The 19,279-nt window shown below is 42.4% G+C and carries 18 protein-coding genes, 1 pseudogene and 1 riboswitch; of the genes and pseudogenes, 10 read left to right on the top strand and 9 right to left on the bottom strand.

Features of this window, described 5'->3' with window-relative positions; all coding sequences use genetic code 11:
* Nucleotides 1-16 precede the first annotated feature (16 nt).
* Both GVN16_RS20920 and GVN16_RS20915 read left to right on the top strand, forming a co-directional pair.
* Nucleotides 17-571: an NADH-quinone oxidoreductase subunit I gene (locus GVN16_RS20920; RefSeq protein ID WP_166565903.1), complete on the top strand. Its 555-nt coding sequence runs from the start codon at nt 17-19 to the stop codon at nt 569-571.
* 14 nt (nt 572-585) lie between these two features.
* A complete protein-coding gene (locus GVN16_RS20915) occupies nt 586-1,134 on the top strand; it encodes an NADH-quinone oxidoreductase subunit J (RefSeq protein ID WP_166565902.1) in 549 nt (182 codons plus the stop codon).
* A 2-nt stretch (nt 1,135-1,136) separates the two neighbouring features.
* On the opposite strand, the gene GVN16_RS20910 is transcribed toward GVN16_RS20915, so the two are convergent.
* From GVN16_RS20910 to GVN16_RS20895, 4 genes are all read right to left on the bottom strand, one after another.
* Complete coding sequence (locus tag GVN16_RS20910; RefSeq protein WP_166565901.1) at nt 1,137-1,712, bottom strand: DUF1572 family protein; 576 nt, start codon at nt 1,710-1,712, stop codon at nt 1,137-1,139.
* Between the two features lie 2 nt (nt 1,713-1,714).
* Nucleotides 1,715-2,905: a heparan-alpha-glucosaminide N-acetyltransferase domain-containing protein gene (locus GVN16_RS20905; protein WP_166565900.1), complete on the bottom strand. Its 1,191-nt coding sequence runs from the start codon at nt 2,903-2,905 to the stop codon at nt 1,715-1,717.
* A gap of 3 nt (nt 2,906-2,908) precedes the next feature.
* Complete coding sequence (locus GVN16_RS20900; protein WP_166565899.1) at nt 2,909-4,048, bottom strand: family 20 glycosylhydrolase; 1,140 nt, start codon at nt 4,046-4,048, stop codon at nt 2,909-2,911.
* Between the two features lie 185 nt (nt 4,049-4,233).
* Complete coding sequence (locus GVN16_RS20895) at nt 4,234-5,697, bottom strand: potassium/proton antiporter (RefSeq protein WP_166565898.1); 1,464 nt, start codon at nt 5,695-5,697, stop codon at nt 4,234-4,236.
* Between the two features lie 172 nt (nt 5,698-5,869).
* Here GVN16_RS20895 and GVN16_RS20890 point away from each other — a divergent pair, with 172 nt between their 5' ends.
* Nucleotides 5,870-6,088 carry an HIT family protein gene (locus GVN16_RS20890; protein ID WP_205748936.1) on the top strand — a complete coding sequence of 73 codons (219 nt, stop codon included), beginning with the start codon at nt 5,870-5,872 and terminating at the stop codon, nt 6,086-6,088.
* 43 nt (nt 6,089-6,131) lie between these two features.
* On the opposite strand, the gene metX is transcribed toward GVN16_RS20890, so the two are convergent.
* From metX to gcvP, 5 genes are all read right to left on the bottom strand, one after another.
* Nucleotides 6,132-7,169, bottom strand: a complete 1,038-nt coding sequence (gene metX, locus GVN16_RS20885) for a homoserine O-acetyltransferase (RefSeq protein ID WP_166565897.1) — start codon at nt 7,167-7,169, stop codon at nt 6,132-6,134.
* Between the two features lie 144 nt (nt 7,170-7,313).
* Nucleotides 7,314-7,431: riboswitch (SAM riboswitch) on the bottom strand.
* 75 nt (nt 7,432-7,506) lie between these two features.
* The gene (locus GVN16_RS20880) at nt 7,507-7,962 is read right to left on the bottom strand and encodes a hypothetical protein (RefSeq protein ID WP_166565896.1); all 456 of its coding nucleotides are present in this window, start codon (nt 7,960-7,962) and stop codon (nt 7,507-7,509) included.
* The gene (locus tag GVN16_RS20875) at nt 7,959-8,579 is read right to left on the bottom strand and encodes an aminotransferase class IV (RefSeq protein WP_166565895.1); all 621 of its coding nucleotides are present in this window, start codon (nt 8,577-8,579) and stop codon (nt 7,959-7,961) included. Before GVN16_RS20875 ends, GVN16_RS20880 begins: the two co-directional genes overlap by 4 nt.
* Nucleotides 8,563-9,570 carry an aminodeoxychorismate synthase component I gene (locus GVN16_RS20870; protein WP_166565894.1) on the bottom strand — a complete coding sequence of 336 codons (1,008 nt, stop codon included), beginning with the start codon at nt 9,568-9,570 and terminating at the stop codon, nt 8,563-8,565. The genes GVN16_RS20875 and GVN16_RS20870 overlap by 17 nt, the downstream gene beginning before the upstream one ends.
* Before the next feature lie 61 nt (nt 9,571-9,631).
* Complete coding sequence (gcvP, locus tag GVN16_RS20865) at nt 9,632-12,517, bottom strand: aminomethyl-transferring glycine dehydrogenase (protein ID WP_166565893.1); 2,886 nt, start codon at nt 12,515-12,517, stop codon at nt 9,632-9,634.
* Nucleotides 12,518-12,647: 130 nt separating this feature from the next.
* Between gcvP and GVN16_RS20860 the strand changes: the two genes are divergently transcribed.
* The 7 genes and pseudogenes from GVN16_RS20860 to GVN16_RS20830 all read left to right on the top strand — a co-directional run.
* The gene (locus GVN16_RS20860) at nt 12,648-14,231 is read left to right on the top strand and encodes a M28 family peptidase (RefSeq protein ID WP_166565892.1); all 1,584 of its coding nucleotides are present in this window, start codon (nt 12,648-12,650) and stop codon (nt 14,229-14,231) included.
* A 344-nt stretch (nt 14,232-14,575) separates the two neighbouring features.
* Nucleotides 14,576-15,403 carry a MotA/TolQ/ExbB proton channel family protein gene (locus tag GVN16_RS20855; protein ID WP_166565891.1) on the top strand — a complete coding sequence of 276 codons (828 nt, stop codon included), beginning with the start codon at nt 14,576-14,578 and terminating at the stop codon, nt 15,401-15,403.
* 44 nt (nt 15,404-15,447) lie between these two features.
* Entirely contained in the window at nt 15,448-16,038 is a 591-nt protein-coding gene (locus GVN16_RS20850) for a biopolymer transporter ExbD (protein ID WP_166565890.1), read from the top strand.
* A 32-nt stretch (nt 16,039-16,070) separates the two neighbouring features.
* A complete protein-coding gene (locus GVN16_RS20845; protein WP_166565889.1) occupies nt 16,071-16,628 on the top strand; it encodes a biopolymer transporter ExbD in 558 nt (185 codons plus the stop codon).
* Nucleotides 16,629-16,653: 25 nt separating this feature from the next.
* Nucleotides 16,654-17,484, top strand: a complete 831-nt coding sequence (locus GVN16_RS20840) for an energy transducer TonB (protein WP_166565888.1) — start codon at nt 16,654-16,656, stop codon at nt 17,482-17,484.
* Between the two features lie 412 nt (nt 17,485-17,896).
* Nucleotides 17,897-18,703, top strand: coding sequence for an energy transducer TonB (locus tag GVN16_RS20835; RefSeq protein WP_166565887.1), 807 nt, complete (start codon nt 17,897-17,899; stop codon nt 18,701-18,703).
* A gap of 294 nt (nt 18,704-18,997) precedes the next feature.
* Nucleotides 18,998-19,279, top strand: a pseudogene (locus GVN16_RS20830) (energy transducer TonB); the annotation flags it as partial.

Raw genomic sequence — 19,279 nt, 5'->3', positions numbered from 1 at the left:
ATTTAATTCGAATTTTATGCAATTAACCGATAGATCTAAGAAAACAGATAAAAGTGAAATGACACTTCTTGAGACCCTGTATCTCCCTGAGATTGCAAGGGGTATGGGAATCACGTTGAAGCACTTTTTCATGAAAAAGCCTACCATCAGATATCCTGAGCAAAAGAGATATCTCGGGCCGGTATTCAGAGGGCATCACATTCTGAAAAGAGACGAGCAGGGAAGAGAGCGTTGCACAGCCTGCGGCTTGTGTGCGGTGGCTTGTCCTGCAGAGGCTATTTCGATGGTGGCTGCCGAAAGGGTGAAGGGTGAAGAGCATCTGTACAGGGAAGAGAAGTATGCAGCAGCTTATGAGATCAACATGCTGCGTTGTATTTTCTGTGGATTGTGTGAAGAAGCTTGTCCTAAAGAAGCTGTTTATCTGAGACATGATAAGTTTGTTCCGGTGTTTACCAGCAGAGAGCAGGTGATCTACGGAAAAGATCAGTTAGTTGAAGATATGAATGACAGATATGAAAGGGATGCATGGACCAAAGAGGAAATGCAAAAACTTTGGGATAAACAAAAGTAAACCATTAAGAGACAATGAATCAATATATAGAAGTAGTTAAGGCACTTACACCAACACAATGGGCATTTTACGGACTGTCGGTGATGGCTCTTTTCGGAGCATTGGGTACGATCATGTCTAAAAATCCGATACACAGCGTTATCTATTTAATTCTTACTTTCTTTTCTTTGTCAGCACACTATGTGATGCTGAACGCCCAGTTTCTGGCGGCCGTCAATATCATTGTTTATGCCGGGGCCATTATGGTTTTGTTCATATTTGTGATCATGTTCCTGAACCTGAGAGAAGAGAGTACGGAACTCAACAGGAACACCGTACTGATTGTGGCTACTGTTCTGGGGAGTTTATTAGGCCTGATTCTCATCAGTTCACTAAAAAAAGCTGAAGTGCAGTATCTTAATCCTGAGTCGTTCAGATCTCAGACGGGTATGATTGAAACCCTTGGTAATGTGTTGTACCAGGATTACCTTTTACCATTTGAGCTGGTTTCGGTTTTGTTCCTGATCGCGATGGCCGGAGCGGTGATGTTGGGTAAGAGAGAGAAAGGCGAAAGAAACTTCTGAGATTATTTTATCCTTTTAAGTTCTTCGTCTGTAAAATTCCTGATCGTTTTTTCGTTAGCAAATTTACCGTCATTATATTTTTTGGAATGGTTTTTCGGAATAGAAAGACTGTTCCATTTTTCTTTTTTAAGCATTTTGGCAAAAAACACGATTTGTCCGATATGATAAGGATAGTGGGCCAGCTGGCGATTGATGGCCTCGGTCACTGTGTGGCCTTCATTCCTGATATAGACAATGCTGCTCATCTGGTCTTCATTAAGCCCGTCAAGGGCCTTTAAAAGGCAATCCCAGCCCTCTTGCCAGAGTTGAAGAAGAAGCTCTTTGTTTTCAACCGGCTGTTCGAACTCCGCATCGCGGTCACGCCAGTCTTTTTCTCCGTCCGAGGTCAGAAAATCAGTCCACCTGGAAAGCATATTGCCATGAATGTGTCTTACAATCATGGCAATGCTGTTGGTATCTTCATCAGGAGTATAAAATAGCTGTTCAGGTTCAAGCTGCTCCATGGCTTTTTCACCTAAAGTTTTATAGTACAAAAACATTTTCCGGACACTGTCAAGGTATTTGGTTTCTGTTTCCATCTTCAGATTTTTAGTTTGATCTGTATTTTGCCGAGGAGTTTGGTGATCCAGATGATCAGAAAGGCAAAGAGAATTGATTTAACTAAACCAATACCTTCGGTTTTAAGACTTTCCGGTAATTCAAGTGGAACAAGTTCGCCGACACTGTAGTAAATATAAGGAATTAAGTAACATGTCAGTGTACTTGTTCCCGCTGTTTTTATGCTGTTAAACCAGTTGGCTTTTTTACGGATATCGGTGATATAATAAATGATTCCATAAGCAATGTAAGCAATCCCCGAACATATAAGTACCCAGGTAGGGGTGGCGTAAATCTTGGATATGATAAAGAAGTTCCGGGCGAAAAGTCCTGAAATCAGAACAACTACACCGATGCCAATCAATACAAGAGGGAGTTTTGACTGTTTTTCCTGTGGCTGATATTGAGCAGCCACCAGGGTAGCTAAAATGCCCGCAAAAGTAAAAATATGAAAAGCTCCGTTGCCTAATATCCAGTCGCCGGGTCCGTCGGGCCAGAGCTGTTTCAGCCATCCGGAGTGCCCGGCGATATTGATCAGCAGAAAGAATGCTGCCGAAGCTATCAGGGCAAAGGTGTTTTTATAAGTGAACAGGTACAAAAGAGCACAGGTCAGATAAGACCACCCGATAAGGCCCAGGATGCCCCACCACTGAGGTGTCATGGTTTTAAGGCTGTCTGCCTCACCGGCTCTGAATATAACGGCCAGGAAGATCAGCAAGGCGGCTCCGGACACCTGAAGGATGATACGAACGGTCTTTGTGACGTTCTCAGGATAAACATTCCAGATCAGGAAGAATCCTGACACCATCAGTATCTGAAACCAGGCCGAGCTTAGCCCTGTAGCCTCTGTATTGATCTCCGGAACATTGACCGTAAAAACACCCATGATCAACAGTGCAGCTGATCGGATAATGATGTGTTTTATGATCTCTGTTTTTGTATCTCCTTTGGATAGTCTTTTTTGGATGGCCAGGGGAACAGACATGCCAAGGATAAACAGGAAGCAAGGGAATATTGTATCTGCAAATCCAAGAAAATCGACATGGGCCTCGGAGTGTTCCAGCCAGAGCGGAATGCCCGACAATGTCCACAAATCATTGACAAAGATCATCAGGAACATGGTCAGGGCCCTGAAAACATCAATAGAGAAAACTCTGGATAAGGCTGTTTTCATAGTTTATTGTTTTGCTTTTTCAAGATTACTGATTTCTCCGAACATGGCTTTGAAGCAATTAGTGGCTGTGTTTTTATCAGTGCTTTCTTTTCTGCCGTAGAACTCATCCAGAAACTGGCTGTTACCGGTCCAGACGGTCTGCATCATGCCCCGGAAGCGGTCTTTCAGCTGGGGAGTGGCAGTTTCTCTGAATTTTACCATATCATTAGTTTGCTTCACTGCTATTTCAGGCATTCTCCACGGACAAGTAATGACACTCAAACCTTTCATGGCAAAGTAAACGGCGGTCTGGTCCGGTCTTTCATAGTGCCAGTCACAGATCACAACGTCTTTATAAATCATGTCGATGGCCCGGTGCGTATTATTGAAGCTGGCTTCCCACATACCCATACCTGTGGTTTTGCCGTCAATGAGCCTGTCACCCCAGATCCAGAGTTTCCTGTTTTTCAGGGCCAGGTGATTCCTGATTTTGTTAACTTCTCCTGCATATAAATCGGCTTTGTCAAGTCCTGAACATCTCGGGCATTTGTCATCACCGATATAGAATACTTCGTCCATCCCGGCGTGGAAGGCGTCTGTTTCAAAAACATCGCAGATTTCATCTACTAGGGCAAAAACGACGTTATGAACGTCCGGGTGAAGCGGGCAATAGCTTTTACAGTACAGACCATCCGGATTCGGCCAGGCATACTTTTCGGGCATTTTAACATGAGGGGTTTCATCAAACTGGGGATACTCGCGTAGCAGGTTATAGGTAGTGCCCGCCCATGACTGGTGGCCCAGCAGGTTGATCTGGGGGATCAGCCTGATCTGGTTTTCCTTGCAGGCTTTTACGAGCTTTTTAATGTCTTTTTTAGATAAGGTTTCTTTATCCCTGAGTTCAGGGTGGCTTTCAAAAGCATAGTTGAAATCCACACGGAGAATAAGCGTATTGACTTTTCTCGGGGCAAGTTCCTCATTGATGAATTTTACGAATGTCTCAACGTTTTTTGATTTTGGGGCTTCAATACAGAATCCGCGGACAGGCAGGAGACTGTCAATTTTTGCCTGGGCAAATACGGATGTAGTAAAAACCAATAATGCAAGTAAGAGCAGATGTGTCTTTTTCAGACGGAAACGACGGAAATCAGTTTTGATTTTCATGAGCAAAGATTAAGTTAAGGTTAATTACAGAACCGGGAAGGTCGATTTCTCCGGAAGTGACGTTCCTTAAAATTAAGACATTTTCATGAATTGCCCATGAGGAACAGCTTCTTTTTTTAAAATATTTTATTAAGTTGAAGGTAGTTTTTTATAAAATATAAGATTGTATTCCTTTGAAAGGGATATCAGACCAGCTCCAGGCTTTCATAAACTTTGCTGAGGGTGTCTTTATTTTCAGAAAGAATCAGAAGTTTGTCGTTGCCCTGAAGAGTGGTTGAACCACCCGGGGTGATGTATTTGCCGTCACGTTTAACGTAAGCAATGCTCACGGTTTTGGGTAAACCAAGGTCAATGATCTGCTTACCGGATACGCTTGCATTAAGCGGAAGTATGATTTCGGTCATTTCGGATTTGACACTTTCTGTGAGCTGAATATCGGTATTGGTTTTTGGTTTTACTTTATCCGGCAGAGAGACGTGCAGCCACCGGGCGACGAGCGGAAGGGTGGTGCCCTGGATTAAAACGGAAGTGAGGGAGATGAAGAAAACAATGTGAAAAATCATATTGGCCTTATCTATACCGGCCACAAGGGGATAAGTCGCAAAAACGATAGGGACGGCTCCGCGTAATCCTACCCAGGAAATAAACCATTTGCTCCTGTTCTGGATATCAAAGCCCGCCAGACTGATGAAAACAGCCAAAGGTCTGGCGACAAATATCAGGAAGGCTGAAATCAGTAAACCGATACCGATAACCGGGATCATCTGGGAAGGAAAGACCAGGAGCCCAAGGGTCAGGAAGAGCACAATCTGCATCAGCCATACAAACCCGTCGAAGGCCTTGATGATGGCTTTTTTGTGGATGAGGTCATGGTTACCCAGGTACACCCCGCAAATGTAGATGGAAAGGAAACCGTTGCCACCAGCAAAGTCCGTAGCTGAAAAAGTAAAGATCATCAGACCGATGACCAGTACCGGGTAAAGTCCCTCAAAATCAAGCTTTATCTTATTGATCATCCAACGGCTGGCTTTGCCCAGCAAAAAGCCCATAGCACCACCGATGAGAATCTGCTTGAGGAAAAACGGAATGGTGTCGGTCAGGTTCTGATCCTGGTTGACGACCAGGCCTGTAAAAACCACCGTGAGAACATTGGCCATGGCGTCATTGCTGCCGCTTTCAAGTTCGAGTGTGGGCCTCAGGTTGTGTTTCAGTGAAACACTTTTGGCTCTTAATATGGAAAATACAGCGGCTACGTCGGTAGAAGAAACAATAGAGCCCAGTAAGAGGCTTTCATAAATGGTAAAATCAGTAAGGTACCAGACAAATGCTGCGACAGAACCTGCCGTGAGCAGTATTCCCGCGGTAGAGAGGGCCACGCCTTGCCACAAAATAGGTCTGGTAGATTTCCAGTCGGTTTCAAGCCCTCCCGAAAACAAGATAAAGCTGAAGGCCAGTAAACCGATAAACTGGGCAAGTTTCGGGTCGTCAAAAGGGATTCTGCCAATACCTTCAGATCCGGCCAGCATACCCACCAGTAAAAAGAAGATCAGGGTGGGGACGCCGAATTTATACGAGGTCTTCCCTGCCAGAATACTTATGATGAGCAAGGTCGAGCCTATGAGTAGTATATTTTCTATGGTCAGGTGCATATGCTGGATTTGAAACTGAAATAATCATGGATTGACTGAAGTTACAATATACAAATAAACCCTCAAAAAGTCAACTATACGTTTTGATTTTGGAGATAAACCCAACCTAATCCTTTTTAAATGACAATTGTTTGGTGTTTTTGATTTAAGCCTGACGACAACGGAAACTGATATGGAGGAAGATAAGGAAGCATGTATTTTTTGCAGGATTAATACCGGAGAAGCCGAAGTGAGTATTATACATGAAGATGAACTGTGCCTGGCTTTTATGGATATTCAGCCGGCCATGACAGAAGTTTTTCATATGAACCTGCATCTTTTCCAGGATATAAAAACGACGGATTCAGGCTTAAGTCCAGCAGCCATTCCCGGCACAGACCCTGTCCCATGAAGAATTCAGCGATATCCGTAAGAGTATAAAAGAGAACTTCTGATTATCCAGCAAGAACGGTGTCAAAAGACTTTCTCCAGTCCAGGATAGCGTTGGTCATCGCTTCAAATTCGATCAGGAAGCCATCGTGTCCGTAGGTGGAATCTATTTCTGTATAAACAGCACCCGGAATATGTTCGGCAATAAAAGCCTGCTCAACGGGAGGGAAGAGAACATCTGAAGTAATACCGATCACCAGGCATTTGGCTTTTACCGTGTTCAAAGCAGCCTGTATGCTACCGCGGTTCCGGCCTACATCGTGCGAGTCGAACATTTTAGACAGGGTCCAGTAAGCAAAGGCACTGAAACGCCTCTGGATTTTTTCGCCCTGGTAGTTCTGATAGGTATTGGCCCTGAAAAAGTCTATCTGACCTTCGTCTCTGGACTGTGTCCTGTTATAGGTTTCATAGTTGCGGTACGAAATCAGGGCAATAGATCTGGCTACCTTCATGCCTTCCATTCCGGCTTTGGCGTTTCTTTCCGACCAGGTAGGGTCAGCTTCAATGGCCATACGTTGCGACTCATTAAAGGCGATTCCCCAGGGAGAATGAACCGCATTGGTTGAGAATAAGATAACCTGCCCGAAAGTATCGGGATGGCTGATGGCCCACTCTAAAGCGTGTTGCCCGCCTAGTGATCCCCCCAGCAAAGTAAAGATTTTATCTATACCGAGATGATTTTTAAGGATTTCAAAAGCATTGACTACGTCGCGGTTGGAAATAAATGGGAAATCGTGAAAATAAGGCTCTCCCGTTACAGGATTAATACTCAGCGGGTTCGTTGAGCCGTAATGAGAACCAAGGATATTGGCACAAACCACAAAATGCTCGTTGGGGTTAAAAAGCCTTTTATCACCAATCATCCCGCTCCACCAGTCGGACGGATTGGAATTGCCCGTAAAAGCGTGACAGACCCAGACGACGTTGTCTTTCTCTTCATTTAAAACGCCATAAGTGGTATAGGCCAGTTCAAATTCCGGAAGCCAGTCGCCGTTTTCGAGTTGGAATGGGGTTTCGTATTTAAATACTTGGTGATTCAGCATTTCTTTTCTTCTTTCATAACAGACCTCGGTCCGTTCAATCATTAACAGATATTCAATTCTTGTTCCGGGAAACTTCCCAAAACGATTGTACAAGCAATATTGCCGTATACAAAAAACCAATAAAAAAACGATGAACGCCTGATTGGTTTATAAATCCTAAAAGCATTGGCCTTTTAGGTAGGTATTGGCACCTTATCGCATGAAGCGGGACAGGTTGCCCGAGGTTCAAAGAGCCTATTCTCTCCCCTCGTCTCTATAAATCAATAATTATGAACTTCAGTCCGTAGAAGAATAATAACATTGATGGCACAAATATAGCAGAAGCTTATGGGATAAATCAAACTTTTTTGAGAATAAATTTAAGCAGATCTGAATCGGTGCCGGAGCTGATTTCAAGATAAATCCAGTTGGGTTCCATTAATTTATCAGGGTAAAAGTAGAGTCTTTTGGCAGATTCAAGTTTGCTGAAGAAGGCTAGGGAGCGTTTGGAATCGGTGGCATTTTTCTCCAGGAATCCCAGTTCTACAGTATAATAGAAGCCTTTTGCAAAACCCGGGGAAACCTTTTTGATGACAAAGTTTCCTGAAAAATCAGTCTGATGAAAGACGCCTTTAAAGTTGCCGGTTTCAGTATCAACCTCCATCCAGTCTTTGCTTTTTTGCCAGGCAGAAAGGTCTTCTTTTGTGGTACCTGCCACGAGTCTGTATCTTTCAGTAAGAGGCTCTGCTGTTTTTTTGGAGTGCTTACAGCTTAGTTGTAAAGCAAGGACGAAGAATAAAACTAAAAATTTCATAAGGTCGAAGGATTAAGTATGAGATAATCGTCTGTTTGAATAAAAGAGTATACTCTTTCGAAATCCCGCATCGCATTGATGAAGGCAATTTTTTCGAAATTAATCAAATCATTGATATGAATTTTCTTTTCTGATATTTTCTTTTCGGATAAAAGCCTTTGTCTTTTGGTGCCGTTGAGCAGGTAAGTGTCTGGTGTAAACCATTTTTCATTGTTGCTCAGCACAAGATTCGAATAGGAGGCATCAGTCAGAAAGCCATCCCGGGTGAAAATGACGTCATCACATCCCGACGCTGCCGATAACTGCTCCCCAAAGTAAGTCCGGTCTGAAAACTTAAAAGAGTAATCAAAATCACCGGCTTCGACGATCTTTATTTTGGTGTGTGCACTCATCTGATAAGGATAAAAGTGGACAGATTCTAGTTTTTCGGCATAGTCTACTCGACATCTCACCAGGCCGCTTCTGAAATGCTCAGGGATTTCAATGATATCTTTAAGCTCAGTTTTTGGTAAAACGCCATAATTGATCCGGCGGGTTTCCTCAAACCGCCTCTGGTGAAAGGTCAGTTGCTGCGGTTCACCATTTAGAATTTTGATGGTTTCAAAGAATCGGGACATATATTTTCTGAATCATTTCCTGGTATTCATTTCCTGCAGAGCTTCGGGCGGTAATTCCCCCGCCGCTTTTATAAACCAAACCTGAAGGTGTGTTTTCTATATACCGGATCATCACCCCCGAGCTTAACTGTTTTCCGTCAAATATCCCGAAAATTCCTGTATAATATCCCCTTTTATGGTTTTTATGATAAGTAATCTTTTCAGCTTCCCGGATGATCTCAAGTGTTTTGGGTTTGGGGGCACCCGAAATGGAGCCGGCGGGCAGCATACTTGAAATGATGTCACCTATATGATGCTGCCAGTCAGAGGGCAGCAGTCCGCTCACTTTTGAACTTACCTGCAGCAGTTCCCCGCCGCCTTCTTTTGAGATGTTTTCAATGTACCTGAAATCTTCCACCCACACTTTGCTGCAGACTTTACTCAGATCGTTCCTGATCAGATCCACGATGGTGGTATGCTCAAAAAGTTCTTTTTCATCCTTCATGATGATTTCTTTGGCCCCCGGAATTTCAGCGTCAATTGTTCCTTTCATCGGGAATGAAGAGATTTTGCCATCGGGGTCGATCTGTACGAAAGTCTCCGGAGAAAAGCACAGAAACAAGTCTTTGAAATAAAGCTTGTATTTGGCATTGGCTTTGTCAAAAATAAGATCCAGACTCGCATTTAAGCTGACGGGAGTTTCAACCGTAAGATTCGTCAGAAAAGAATTGCCGGCCAGGAGGTTGTTTTTTACAAGATCAAAGGCTTTTTGGTAGGTCGGGAAGTCAATGACCTCTTTCTCAATAATGACAGATTTGACGGATTGTTGCGATGGACCGGTAAATTCAAAATCTATGATGCCATCATGGATGGCACACCTGATATTCTCATTTTTCAGATCATCCAGTCTGACAACAAATGGCTTCTCCATTTCAAAATCAATAACAAACAAAAACGGAGTTTTTTCACTTCCGTACTGATTCATTAAAGCGTTTGCGAATGCTGTTGTCATTTTAAATTAAAACAAACGCCACTAAAGGTATTTTAGTGGCGTTCATACTTTTTATATCGTATTAATTCTTTTGCTCTTCAGCATATTCCTCGATAGGAGAACAGGCACAGATCAGGTTTCTGTCCCCATAAGCAGAATCGATCCTGCTTACTGACGGCCAGAATTTGTTGAATCTCAGGCTGTCAAACGGAAATGCCGCCTGTTCCCTTGAATAGGTTTTATCCCAGTTCTCTGCCATCACGACTCTCATGGTATGAGGAGCATTTTTAAGGACGTTATTCTCTTTCGGAGCATTGCCTTCTTCTATTTCGCTGATTTCGGCCCTGATAGAGATCAAAGCGTCACAGAAACGGTCAAGTTCCTGTTTGGATTCAGACTCGGTTGGTTCAATCATCAGAGTACCTGCCACAGGGAACGATACTGTAGGAGCATGGAAACCATAATCCATTAATCTTTTGGCGATGTCTTCCACTTCAACGCCTGCAGAAAGCTTGAATGGTCTGCAATCCACGATCATTTCATGGGCACAGTGTCCGTTCGCTCCTGTATAAAGGATTTCAAAGTGCTTCTCCAGTCTCGACTTCATATAGTTGGCATTGAAGATCGCATATTTGGTAGCATTGGTAAGTCCTTCACCACCCATCATGGCTATGTAAGCGTAAGAGATAGGCAGGATGCTGGCACTGCCCCACGGAGCAGCAGATATAGCGTGAATGCTGTTTTCTCCGCCTGTTTCAACCACCGCATTCCCCGGAAGGAAAGGAGCAAGGTCTTTCACGACGCCGATAGGTCCCATACCAGGTCCGCCGCCACCGTGAGGAATACAGAAAGTCTTGTGAAGGTTCAGGTGACAAACGTCCGCCCCGATGCTTGCAGGAGAGGTTAGGCCCACCTGGGCATTCATGTTGGCACCGTCCATATAAACCCTTCCGCCATGCTGATGGATAAGCTCGCAGATCTCAATAATAGACTCTTCAAAAACACCGTGGGTAGAAGGATAAGTGACCATCAGACAAGCCAGGCTGTCTGAATACTGAGCCGCTTTTTCTTTCAGGTCATCCAGGTCAATGTTTCCTTTTTCATCACATTTGGATACGACTACCTTCATTCCGGCCATGACGGCAGAAGCAGGATTGGTACCATGAGCCGATGAAGGAATCAGGGCCACATTGCGGTTGGCATCTCCTCTGCTTTCATGATAGGCACGGATAACCATCAGACCGGCGTATTCTCCCTGAGCTCCGGAGTTGGGTTGAAGCGACATCGCGTCAAAACCGGTTATCTCGCAAAGCCATTGGGATAAATTGTCGAAAATTTCCTGGTAACCTGCAGTCTGGTCTTTCGGAGCAAACGGGTGAATGCTTCCGATCTGAGGCCAGGTTACAGGGATCATCTCTGCCGTAGCGTTCAGTTTCATGGTACAGCTACCCAGTGAAATCATCGAATGGACCAGGGAAAGGTCTTTAGATTCCAGGGATTTCAGGTATCTGAGCATTTCGTGCTCGGTATGATAACTGTTGAAAACCTTGTGCTGCATGAAAGTGCTTGTTCTGGCTACTTCGGCGGCTATTTCAACCTCAACATCTGATTTCAGGTTGAGCAGGACATTTTCGCCGCGGGCTTCTGCAAAGATCTCAAGCAGGACAGAAACGTCTTCAACGGTTTTGGTTTCGTCAAAAGAAATGCTTACATCTTCAGTACCATGGTATCTCAGGTTAACGCCTCTTTTCAAAGCCGCTTCTCTGATACCCGAGTTATCGGTAACATCCAGGGTGATGGTGTCAAAGTAATTGTTGTTCAGAACCCTGTAGTCAAGTCCCTGAACTGCATTGGCAAACGCCTTCGTCAGGCCATGAATTTTCAGGGCAATTTCTTTCAGGCCTTCCGGTCCGTGGTAGATGCTGTAAGCAGCTGACATCACAGAGAGAAGCACCTGGGCAGTACATATATTGGAAGTGGCTTTTTCTCTCCTGATGTGTTGTTCACGGGTTTGAAGAGCCATTCTTAAGGCAACATTTCCTTCGGCGTCAATAGATTGGCCGATGATACGGCCCGGAATTTGTCTTTTGAATTCATCATGTGTGGCAAAGAACGCCGCGTGCGGTCCTCCGAATCCCATCGGAACACCTAACCTCTGGGAAGTACCGATAACGGCATCTGCTCCCATTTCACCAGGCGATTTAAACAAAGTCAGTGAAAGCAGGTCTACCGCCACACAAGCCTTGATATCGTTTTCGTGAAGAGCGGCTATATAATCAGAATAGTCAAAAACTTCTCCCTGGGTAGTCGGGTTTTGTAACAAAACACCAAAAATCTCATTGTTGGTCACGTCCATTTTCAGATGATCGCCTACCAGGATATCGATACCCAGAGGTTTGGCTCTTCCGATGACCACGTCAATGGTCTGAGGGTGGCATAATTCAGAAACGAAGAAAAGATCGGCTCCTTTTTTGGTTCCTTTTCTCAGGGAGTGCAACATCGCCATCGCTTCGGCAGCTGCAGTTCCTTCATCCAGAAGGGAGGCATTGGCGATTTCCATTCCTGTCAGATCAGCCACAATGGTCTGGAAATTAAGCAACATTTCAAGACGCCCCTGGGCGATCTCAGCCTGGTATGGGGTATAGGCCGTATACCAGGCCGGATTTTCAAGAATATTTCTCAGGATTACATTCGGTACGACGGTATCGTAATACCCGGTGCCGATGAACGATTTGAAAATCTTGTTTTTATCGGCAATAGCCCTGAAATTTTTTAAGAAATCTACTTCAGAAAGAGCAGCAGGTAAATTGAGTTTTTTGGAGAGGCGGATTATTTCCGGTACTGTTTCGTCAATCAGTTGGTCCACACTTTCAACACCGATGGTGGCACACATCGCTTCAATTTCTCTTTGACTTTTTCCGTGATGTCTTCCTTCGAATTTCTCCCGGGCATTAAGGTTTATTTTCATTTAATGAATCTAAAGTGTAATTGTTAAAAACTTCTGCAAAAGTACAAAATGTAAATTGCTTGTTAAAACAATTTGTTTTTGGGTATTTTTTTTATTTTTACGATTAGTTAACTTTAAACTAAATTTCTGAATGAAAAAAACAAGCTTATTTATGCTGTTTTTGACCATGGGCCAAATGGCTTTTGCTCAAAAAACAGCTGACATTTACTCATCAACCATCAGTGAAGAAGATCTGAAAAAACACCTGACCTACATAGCTTCAGATGAATTGCAAGGACGTGACACAGGATCGGAGGGACAAAAAAAAGCGGCGAAATACATAGCCGATCATTTTCAAAAACTGGGACTTCAGGCTATTGTTCCGCTGAAAAACGGACAAAAAAGCTATTTTCAGACCTTCAACCTATACAAAAAAGGCTGGAAAGAGGTTTACATCAAAATCAACAATAAAAAGAAAGTATTCTTCAAAGATTTCTATCCCAATGGCATTATCAACATTCCGCAGGAGAAAAACCTGGAGATTGTTTTCGCAGGATATGGTATTCAGAATGACAGCCGCAATGATTTCAAAGGCCTTGACCTGAAAGACAAAGCGGTGATATTTTTCGAAGGAGAGCCTAAAGATAAAGACGGTAATTTCCTCTACAGTAAAAGTAAAGATTCGGAATGGTCCGGTACTAACGGCATCAAAAAGAAAGTGAAACTGGCCTCTGATCTGGGAGCGGGTTATTTCTTCGAAATTTCGGATGCAGACGCAGAAAAATTCAAAACACTGACCGCAGAAAGAAAAGCAGTGCTTTCGAGGTTTAACCGCATGGTTTTTGAAAAAACGCCTAATGATGTAGAAACTAAAAATGCGACTTTCACCATTTCAAGTGAAATGGCCGCTGAAATTCTTGATCTGAAACCTGCGAAACTCGCCGCACTAAAGATGGGCACCGGTAAGGCAAAATCACCAAAGAAAACGACCATTACTTTAAAGTCGGAGAGGGGAGACGAGATCGTTGAAACCTCCAATGTACTTGGTTTTATGGAAGGCACTGATCTGAAAGATGAAGTGGTTGTGATCACCGCCCATTATGATCACGTGGGGGTTGATGCCAAAGGTGAAATATATAACGGGGCAGATGACGACGGGTCGGGAACCTGTGCTGTGCTGGAGCTGGCGGAGGCCTATGCCAAAGCCAAGGCCGAAGGAAAAGGCCCGAGACGCAGCATTTTGTTCATGACCGTGACCGGAGAAGAAAAAGGGCTTCTGGGTTCACAGTATTATACGGACGTAGATCCGGTTATTCCTTTGAAGAACACCGTCTGCGATCTTAATATAGATATGATCGGAAGAATTGACAAAGCACACGAAAACAATCCGAATTACGTCTATCTTATAGGATCGGATAAGTTGTCGTCAGAACTCCATGCCATCAGCGAAAAAGCCAATGCCGAAACGGTGAAGTTCGATCTTGACTATACTTATAATGACCCTAAGGATCCGAACAGGTTTTATTACCGTTCCGATCATTATAATTTCGCGAAGAAAGGCATACCGGTACTGTTTTACTTTACAGGTGTACACGTTGATTACCACAAGCCGGGTGATGATGTCGAAAAGATATTATTCAAAAAGTACAGTGAGATTGTAAAACTGGTTTTCTATACCAGCTGGGATTTGGTAAACAGGGACAAAAGGATTGTAGTGGACAGTAATAAGCCTTGATAAATTCTGTTTTTTTTGCATGTAACCAAAAAATAATATGCAGAAGCTTATGATAGCCAAATTTTAAATTAAAGAGTTCATTTTGAACCGTTAAAGATAAAAAATGTAAATTAGACACGAATTAATTCAAAGCCTTGCAGGTGTCTAATTTACTTTTTAGAAAAAAAATCTAATTCAAATTATTTTAAGTTTCAATGTTTTTACTTAGAATTGCCAAAGATTTGATATACTGGTTAGTGGAACTTTTCCTATGATTAGCTATTCAATCCTAAAAAATTTAAATTATTTTTTTACTCATTTTCAAATTAATTGTTTTTTAAAAACCCTAAAAATTTTCTAATCTAATGGAAAAAAAGACAAACGCACCAGCTGCAAAGAAAGTAGCGGCAAAAAAATCATCCGGTGGAATTAGTCCAGCTATTGTTATCCCGGTGTTATTTATCATTTCATTCTGCATCTGGTATTTCTTGTTAGGAGACGACGCCAACTTTAAAGATCCGGACGTAAAACACAAGCCAGTAAATGCTCTTGGTATCATCTATTCTGGTGGTGTTATTGTACCTATCCTTATCACTTTCATGCTTACTGTATTGGTTTTCTCAATCGAAAGATTCATCACTATCGGTAAAGCGGGTGGTTCTGGAGACCTTGATACTTTTGTTAAGAAAGTACGTACTCTATTAGATCAGAACAACATTGCTGATGCTGTTAAAGAATGTGACAAACAAAAAGGTACTGTTGGAAACGTTACCAAAACTGCTTTGCAGAAGTACAGCCAACTGACTACTGACACTGACCTTACTAAAGATCAGAAACTGGCTGCTCTTCAGAAAGAAATCGAAGAAGCAACTTCACTTGAGCTTCCTATGTTGGAGAAAAACCTTACCGTTTTATCTACATTAGCTTCAGTTGCAACCCTTGTAGCCCTACTAGGAACGGTACTTGGTATGATCAGAGCCTTCTTTGCTCTTGGTGATGGTGGTGGAGCTCCTGATGCTGCAGCTCTTGCAACAGGTATCGCTGAAGCCTTGATCAACACAGGTTTGGGTATCGGTACTTCTGCTATTGCGATCGTTGTTTATAACTTCTTTACTTCGCAGATTGATACTTTAACATACAAAGTGGACGAAATTGGAATGAGCCTTCAACAAAATTTCTCAGCTCATAACTAATTTTTAAATCTTTTAATCGTTAAATTATAAAATAGAATATTACAATGGCAGCAGTTAAACCAAAACGCCACGGTCCGGCTATGGATATGACGGCGATGTGTGATGTAGCATTCCTTTTGCTTACCTTCTTTATCATGACTACTCAATTCAAGAGTCAGGAGTCGGTAACCATTACAACACCATCTTCCGTTTCTCAAACTAAAGTTGAAGAAAAAAATGTGGGAACAATCTCGGTTGACCCTACAGGTAAATATTATTTTGGAATAGTAGATCCGATAGAAAGACGTCCTTTTATTGCTAAATTGAACGAAAAATACAATTTAGGATTGACTACAACGGAACAAAATACTTTCACCAAACTTGCTGAAGTGGGTGTTTCCCAAAAAGCTCTTAAGTCTTATCTTTCTATGTCGGAAGGAGACAGATCGAGAGTGGCTTTGACAGGGATACCATGTGATTCTGTCGATACGGAATTAGTTGACTGGGTTAAAGTTTATACAGAAACCAATCCTTCAGGCTCTCTGGCCATCAGAGGTGACGTTAAAACAGGATACCCTTTCATTAAAATTTTGTTTGACGAATTTGGAAAGGCTAAGATTAATAAATTTAAGCTGATTACTAAAGGTGAATCGTAAGATTTACTATCAAATTTTAAACAAAATTAAAAATGGCAGAAATACAAGAATCCAGTGGTAAAGGCGACAAGGGTGGTAAGGTAAGGTCCAAAAAGGGCGGAGGCAAACCTGACATGACGCCAATGGTAGACCTTGGCTTCCTTCTGATTACTTTCTTCATGTTTACGACTACTTTCAGTAAACCGAACATGATGAAGCTGAGTATGCCTGAGAAGGATGACGATAAAGAGAAGCAGGAAACGGCAGATATCAAACTTTCGAACACCATTACCATTGTTATGGGTAAGGATGACAGGATTTTTTGGTATCAGCAGGCAGCTGCAGATGTTAAGGATGTCGATTTTCATGAAACTGATTATTCTAAAGAAGGTATCAGAGCAGAAATAATTGATAAGAAGAAAAAAGCTCTTGATCAAGAGAAATTCACTATCATTATTAAGCCTACTGACGATGCTAACTTTAAGAATACAGTTGATATCTTAGATGAAATGGCGATTACTGACAATAAGATTTATGCAATCGTAGACCTTCAGCAATCTGAGAAGGATGCCTATGCAGCCAAGATCAAAACACCAAAGTCGGTCGAATAATTGACCAGGACAAACATTTAAAACTATGAGTAATAAACCAGAAAAAGTTACCTTAGATGATATGGTGTTCGAAAACCGTAACAAAGAGTACGGAGCCTATTTTCTAAGAAAGAACTATTCCAGATTCCTGAACCGTGCGGTTTTCATAGGAGTTGGGATATTCACAGTGGTTTTTGGTGGAGCTTGGACATATCAGAAATACATTTTACCTAACCTTCCTAAAGAAGAAAAAGCAGTAGATATCGTATTGGAAGATATGGTTCAGAAGGAGGAAGAAAAGCCTCTTGACGTACCACCACCACCACCACCGCCACCACCGCCGCCACCGGCACCGGAAGTGGCCCAGATCAAGTTCTTACCTCCTGAGCCTAAAAAGGATGAAGAGGTAATTATTGAGGAGCCACCACCAAAGGTGGAAGAAATTGAGAATAAAGTTATCTCAAATAAAACAGTGGAAGGTGTTGATGCAGTCTCTGCATTTACCCCGCCACCAGCTCCGCCTCCAAAGGTTGAGGTTGCTCTTGAGAAACCAGCTGAAGAACAAATCTTTACGGCGGTTGAGCAGCAACCGGAGTTCCCGGGCGGACAATCAGAGATGTACAAGTACATCAATGGTAACATCAAATATCCTTCTGCAGCACAGCGTGCTAACATTTCAGGAAGGGTTTTTGTTAAGTTCGTTGTTGAGAAAGACGGATCGATCGGTTCAGTAGAAGTTTTAAAGGGTATCGGGTTCGGTTGCGATGAAGAAGCCATCAGGGTTATCAAGTCAATGCCAAAATGGAATCCTGGTAGACAAAACGGTAAAAACGTTAGGGTTTACTATAACATGCCTGTCTTTTACCAGTTAGAGTAACATGCCCTATAATAGAAATAATTTTAACCAGCAAGCAAATAGATTTAAGGGGTTTCTGCAGTTTTTTATTGGAGTAGCCTATTTAATAAGCGGGGGATTTATCATTCAGAAAGGATGGTTTTTTGTACAGCTTGAGCCTTATGTCAGCTTGTCTTTAGGAATTGTTCTGATATTATATGGTTTGTTCCGGATGTACCGGTCTTACAATATTTTCAAAGAAAAAAATGAGTCATCTTAGATGGCTCATTTTTTTTGTTTTATAGCTGAAAAATATTTTAACTAAATAAATAGTTTTATAACTAAATATTTAGTTATATTTGTTTATGGCTTGGTTGATACTTTATTTCAGTTGAGATTTAAAGTCAGGCTAAGTCATAAATGACTGATTATTTAATCTAAACAATTTACAGCTATGAGCAATGACCCTGAAAAAGTAACATTGGACGACATCGTCTTCGAAAACCGTAACAAAGATTACGGTGCCTATTTCCTGAGAAAAAATTATGCTAATCACCTGAACAGGGCAGTAGTAATTGGGGTGGGGATATTTACCCTGATTTTTGGAGGTGCCTGGACTTACCAGAAGTATGTCTTTGAAAGTCCGGAGGTGCCTGGCAGAGAAGTAATCTTTAATCCTAAGCCGTATCATGAATATAAGAAGCCGGTAGAAACATTAAAAAAAGATGTCATTAAAGCAGCTGCACCTCAAATCAGGTTTGTAGAGCCTGAGCCTGTAACTGACCTTACTTTAACGGAAGATGTCATACCTTCAACAGATGTCCTTGAAGTTAATGTCATTTCAGGCACTACAATAGAAGGAACGGGAGAGGTGCCTCCATTTACAGAACCCGGTACTCCCGTTGAGGTTGTCAAACCTGCGGAGCCTGAAAAAACTGAGGATAATAGGATCTTCGAAACTGTTGAGAAGTTGCCGGAGTTCCCCGGAGGAATGGCTGAAATGTATAAGTTTATTAACTCACATATCAAATACCCATCAGCGGCACAAAGAGGCAATATTTCCGGACGGGTCTTTGTGAAGTTTGTGGTGGAAAAGGACGGATCAATAGGCTCCATCGAAATCTTGAAAGGTATCGGGTTTGGTTGTGATGAAGAAGCCGCCAGGGTCATTAAATCGATGCCCAGGTGGAGCCCGGCCAAACAAAACGGTAAAAGTGTCAGGGTGTACTACAACATGCCGGTATTTTACAGATTAGAGTAACAGGAATTGACCCTAAACAAATCAGAATAATAAATCCACACGGATCATTATAACCCCGATTTCTTATCAATTTTGTCAAAAAGAGAGTCTCCTTAAAGGGCTCTCTTTTTTATTTAGCGTCAGACAAAATATTTTAACTAAATAACTAGTTTATTAACTATAAATTTAGTTATATTGTTTTGTGATTGAAAAATAGCTGATTTGATCACCGGTTTTAATGCCGGGCAAGGCTTGTATGAAGTCTTGCTTCACGATCAGGGGGGTTAACAATCATTAACGTTAAAATCTATGACTATGGCTAATGAACAACAAAAAGTGACCTTAGACGACATTGTCTTTGAGAACCGTAACAAAGAGTACGGAGCCTATTTTCTCAGGAAGAACTACGCCAGATTCCTGAATCGTGCGGTATTTATCGGGGTGGGGGTGTTTACTCTTGTGTTTGGCGGGGCCTGGACTTATCAGAAGTACATTATCCCGAACTTACCTGCAGAAGAAAAATCCGTGGATATTGTATTGGATGATTTACCGCCAAAGAAAGAGGATGAGCCTTTGAACGTCCCACCACCGCCACCC

This window comes from Emticicia sp. CRIBPO (assembly GCF_009905725.1).
Lineage (GTDB): Bacteria > Bacteroidota > Bacteroidia > Cytophagales > Spirosomataceae > Leadbetterella.
Note: the sequence above shows the minus strand (reverse complement) of the source record. Positions and strands in the feature narration are given on the sequence as shown.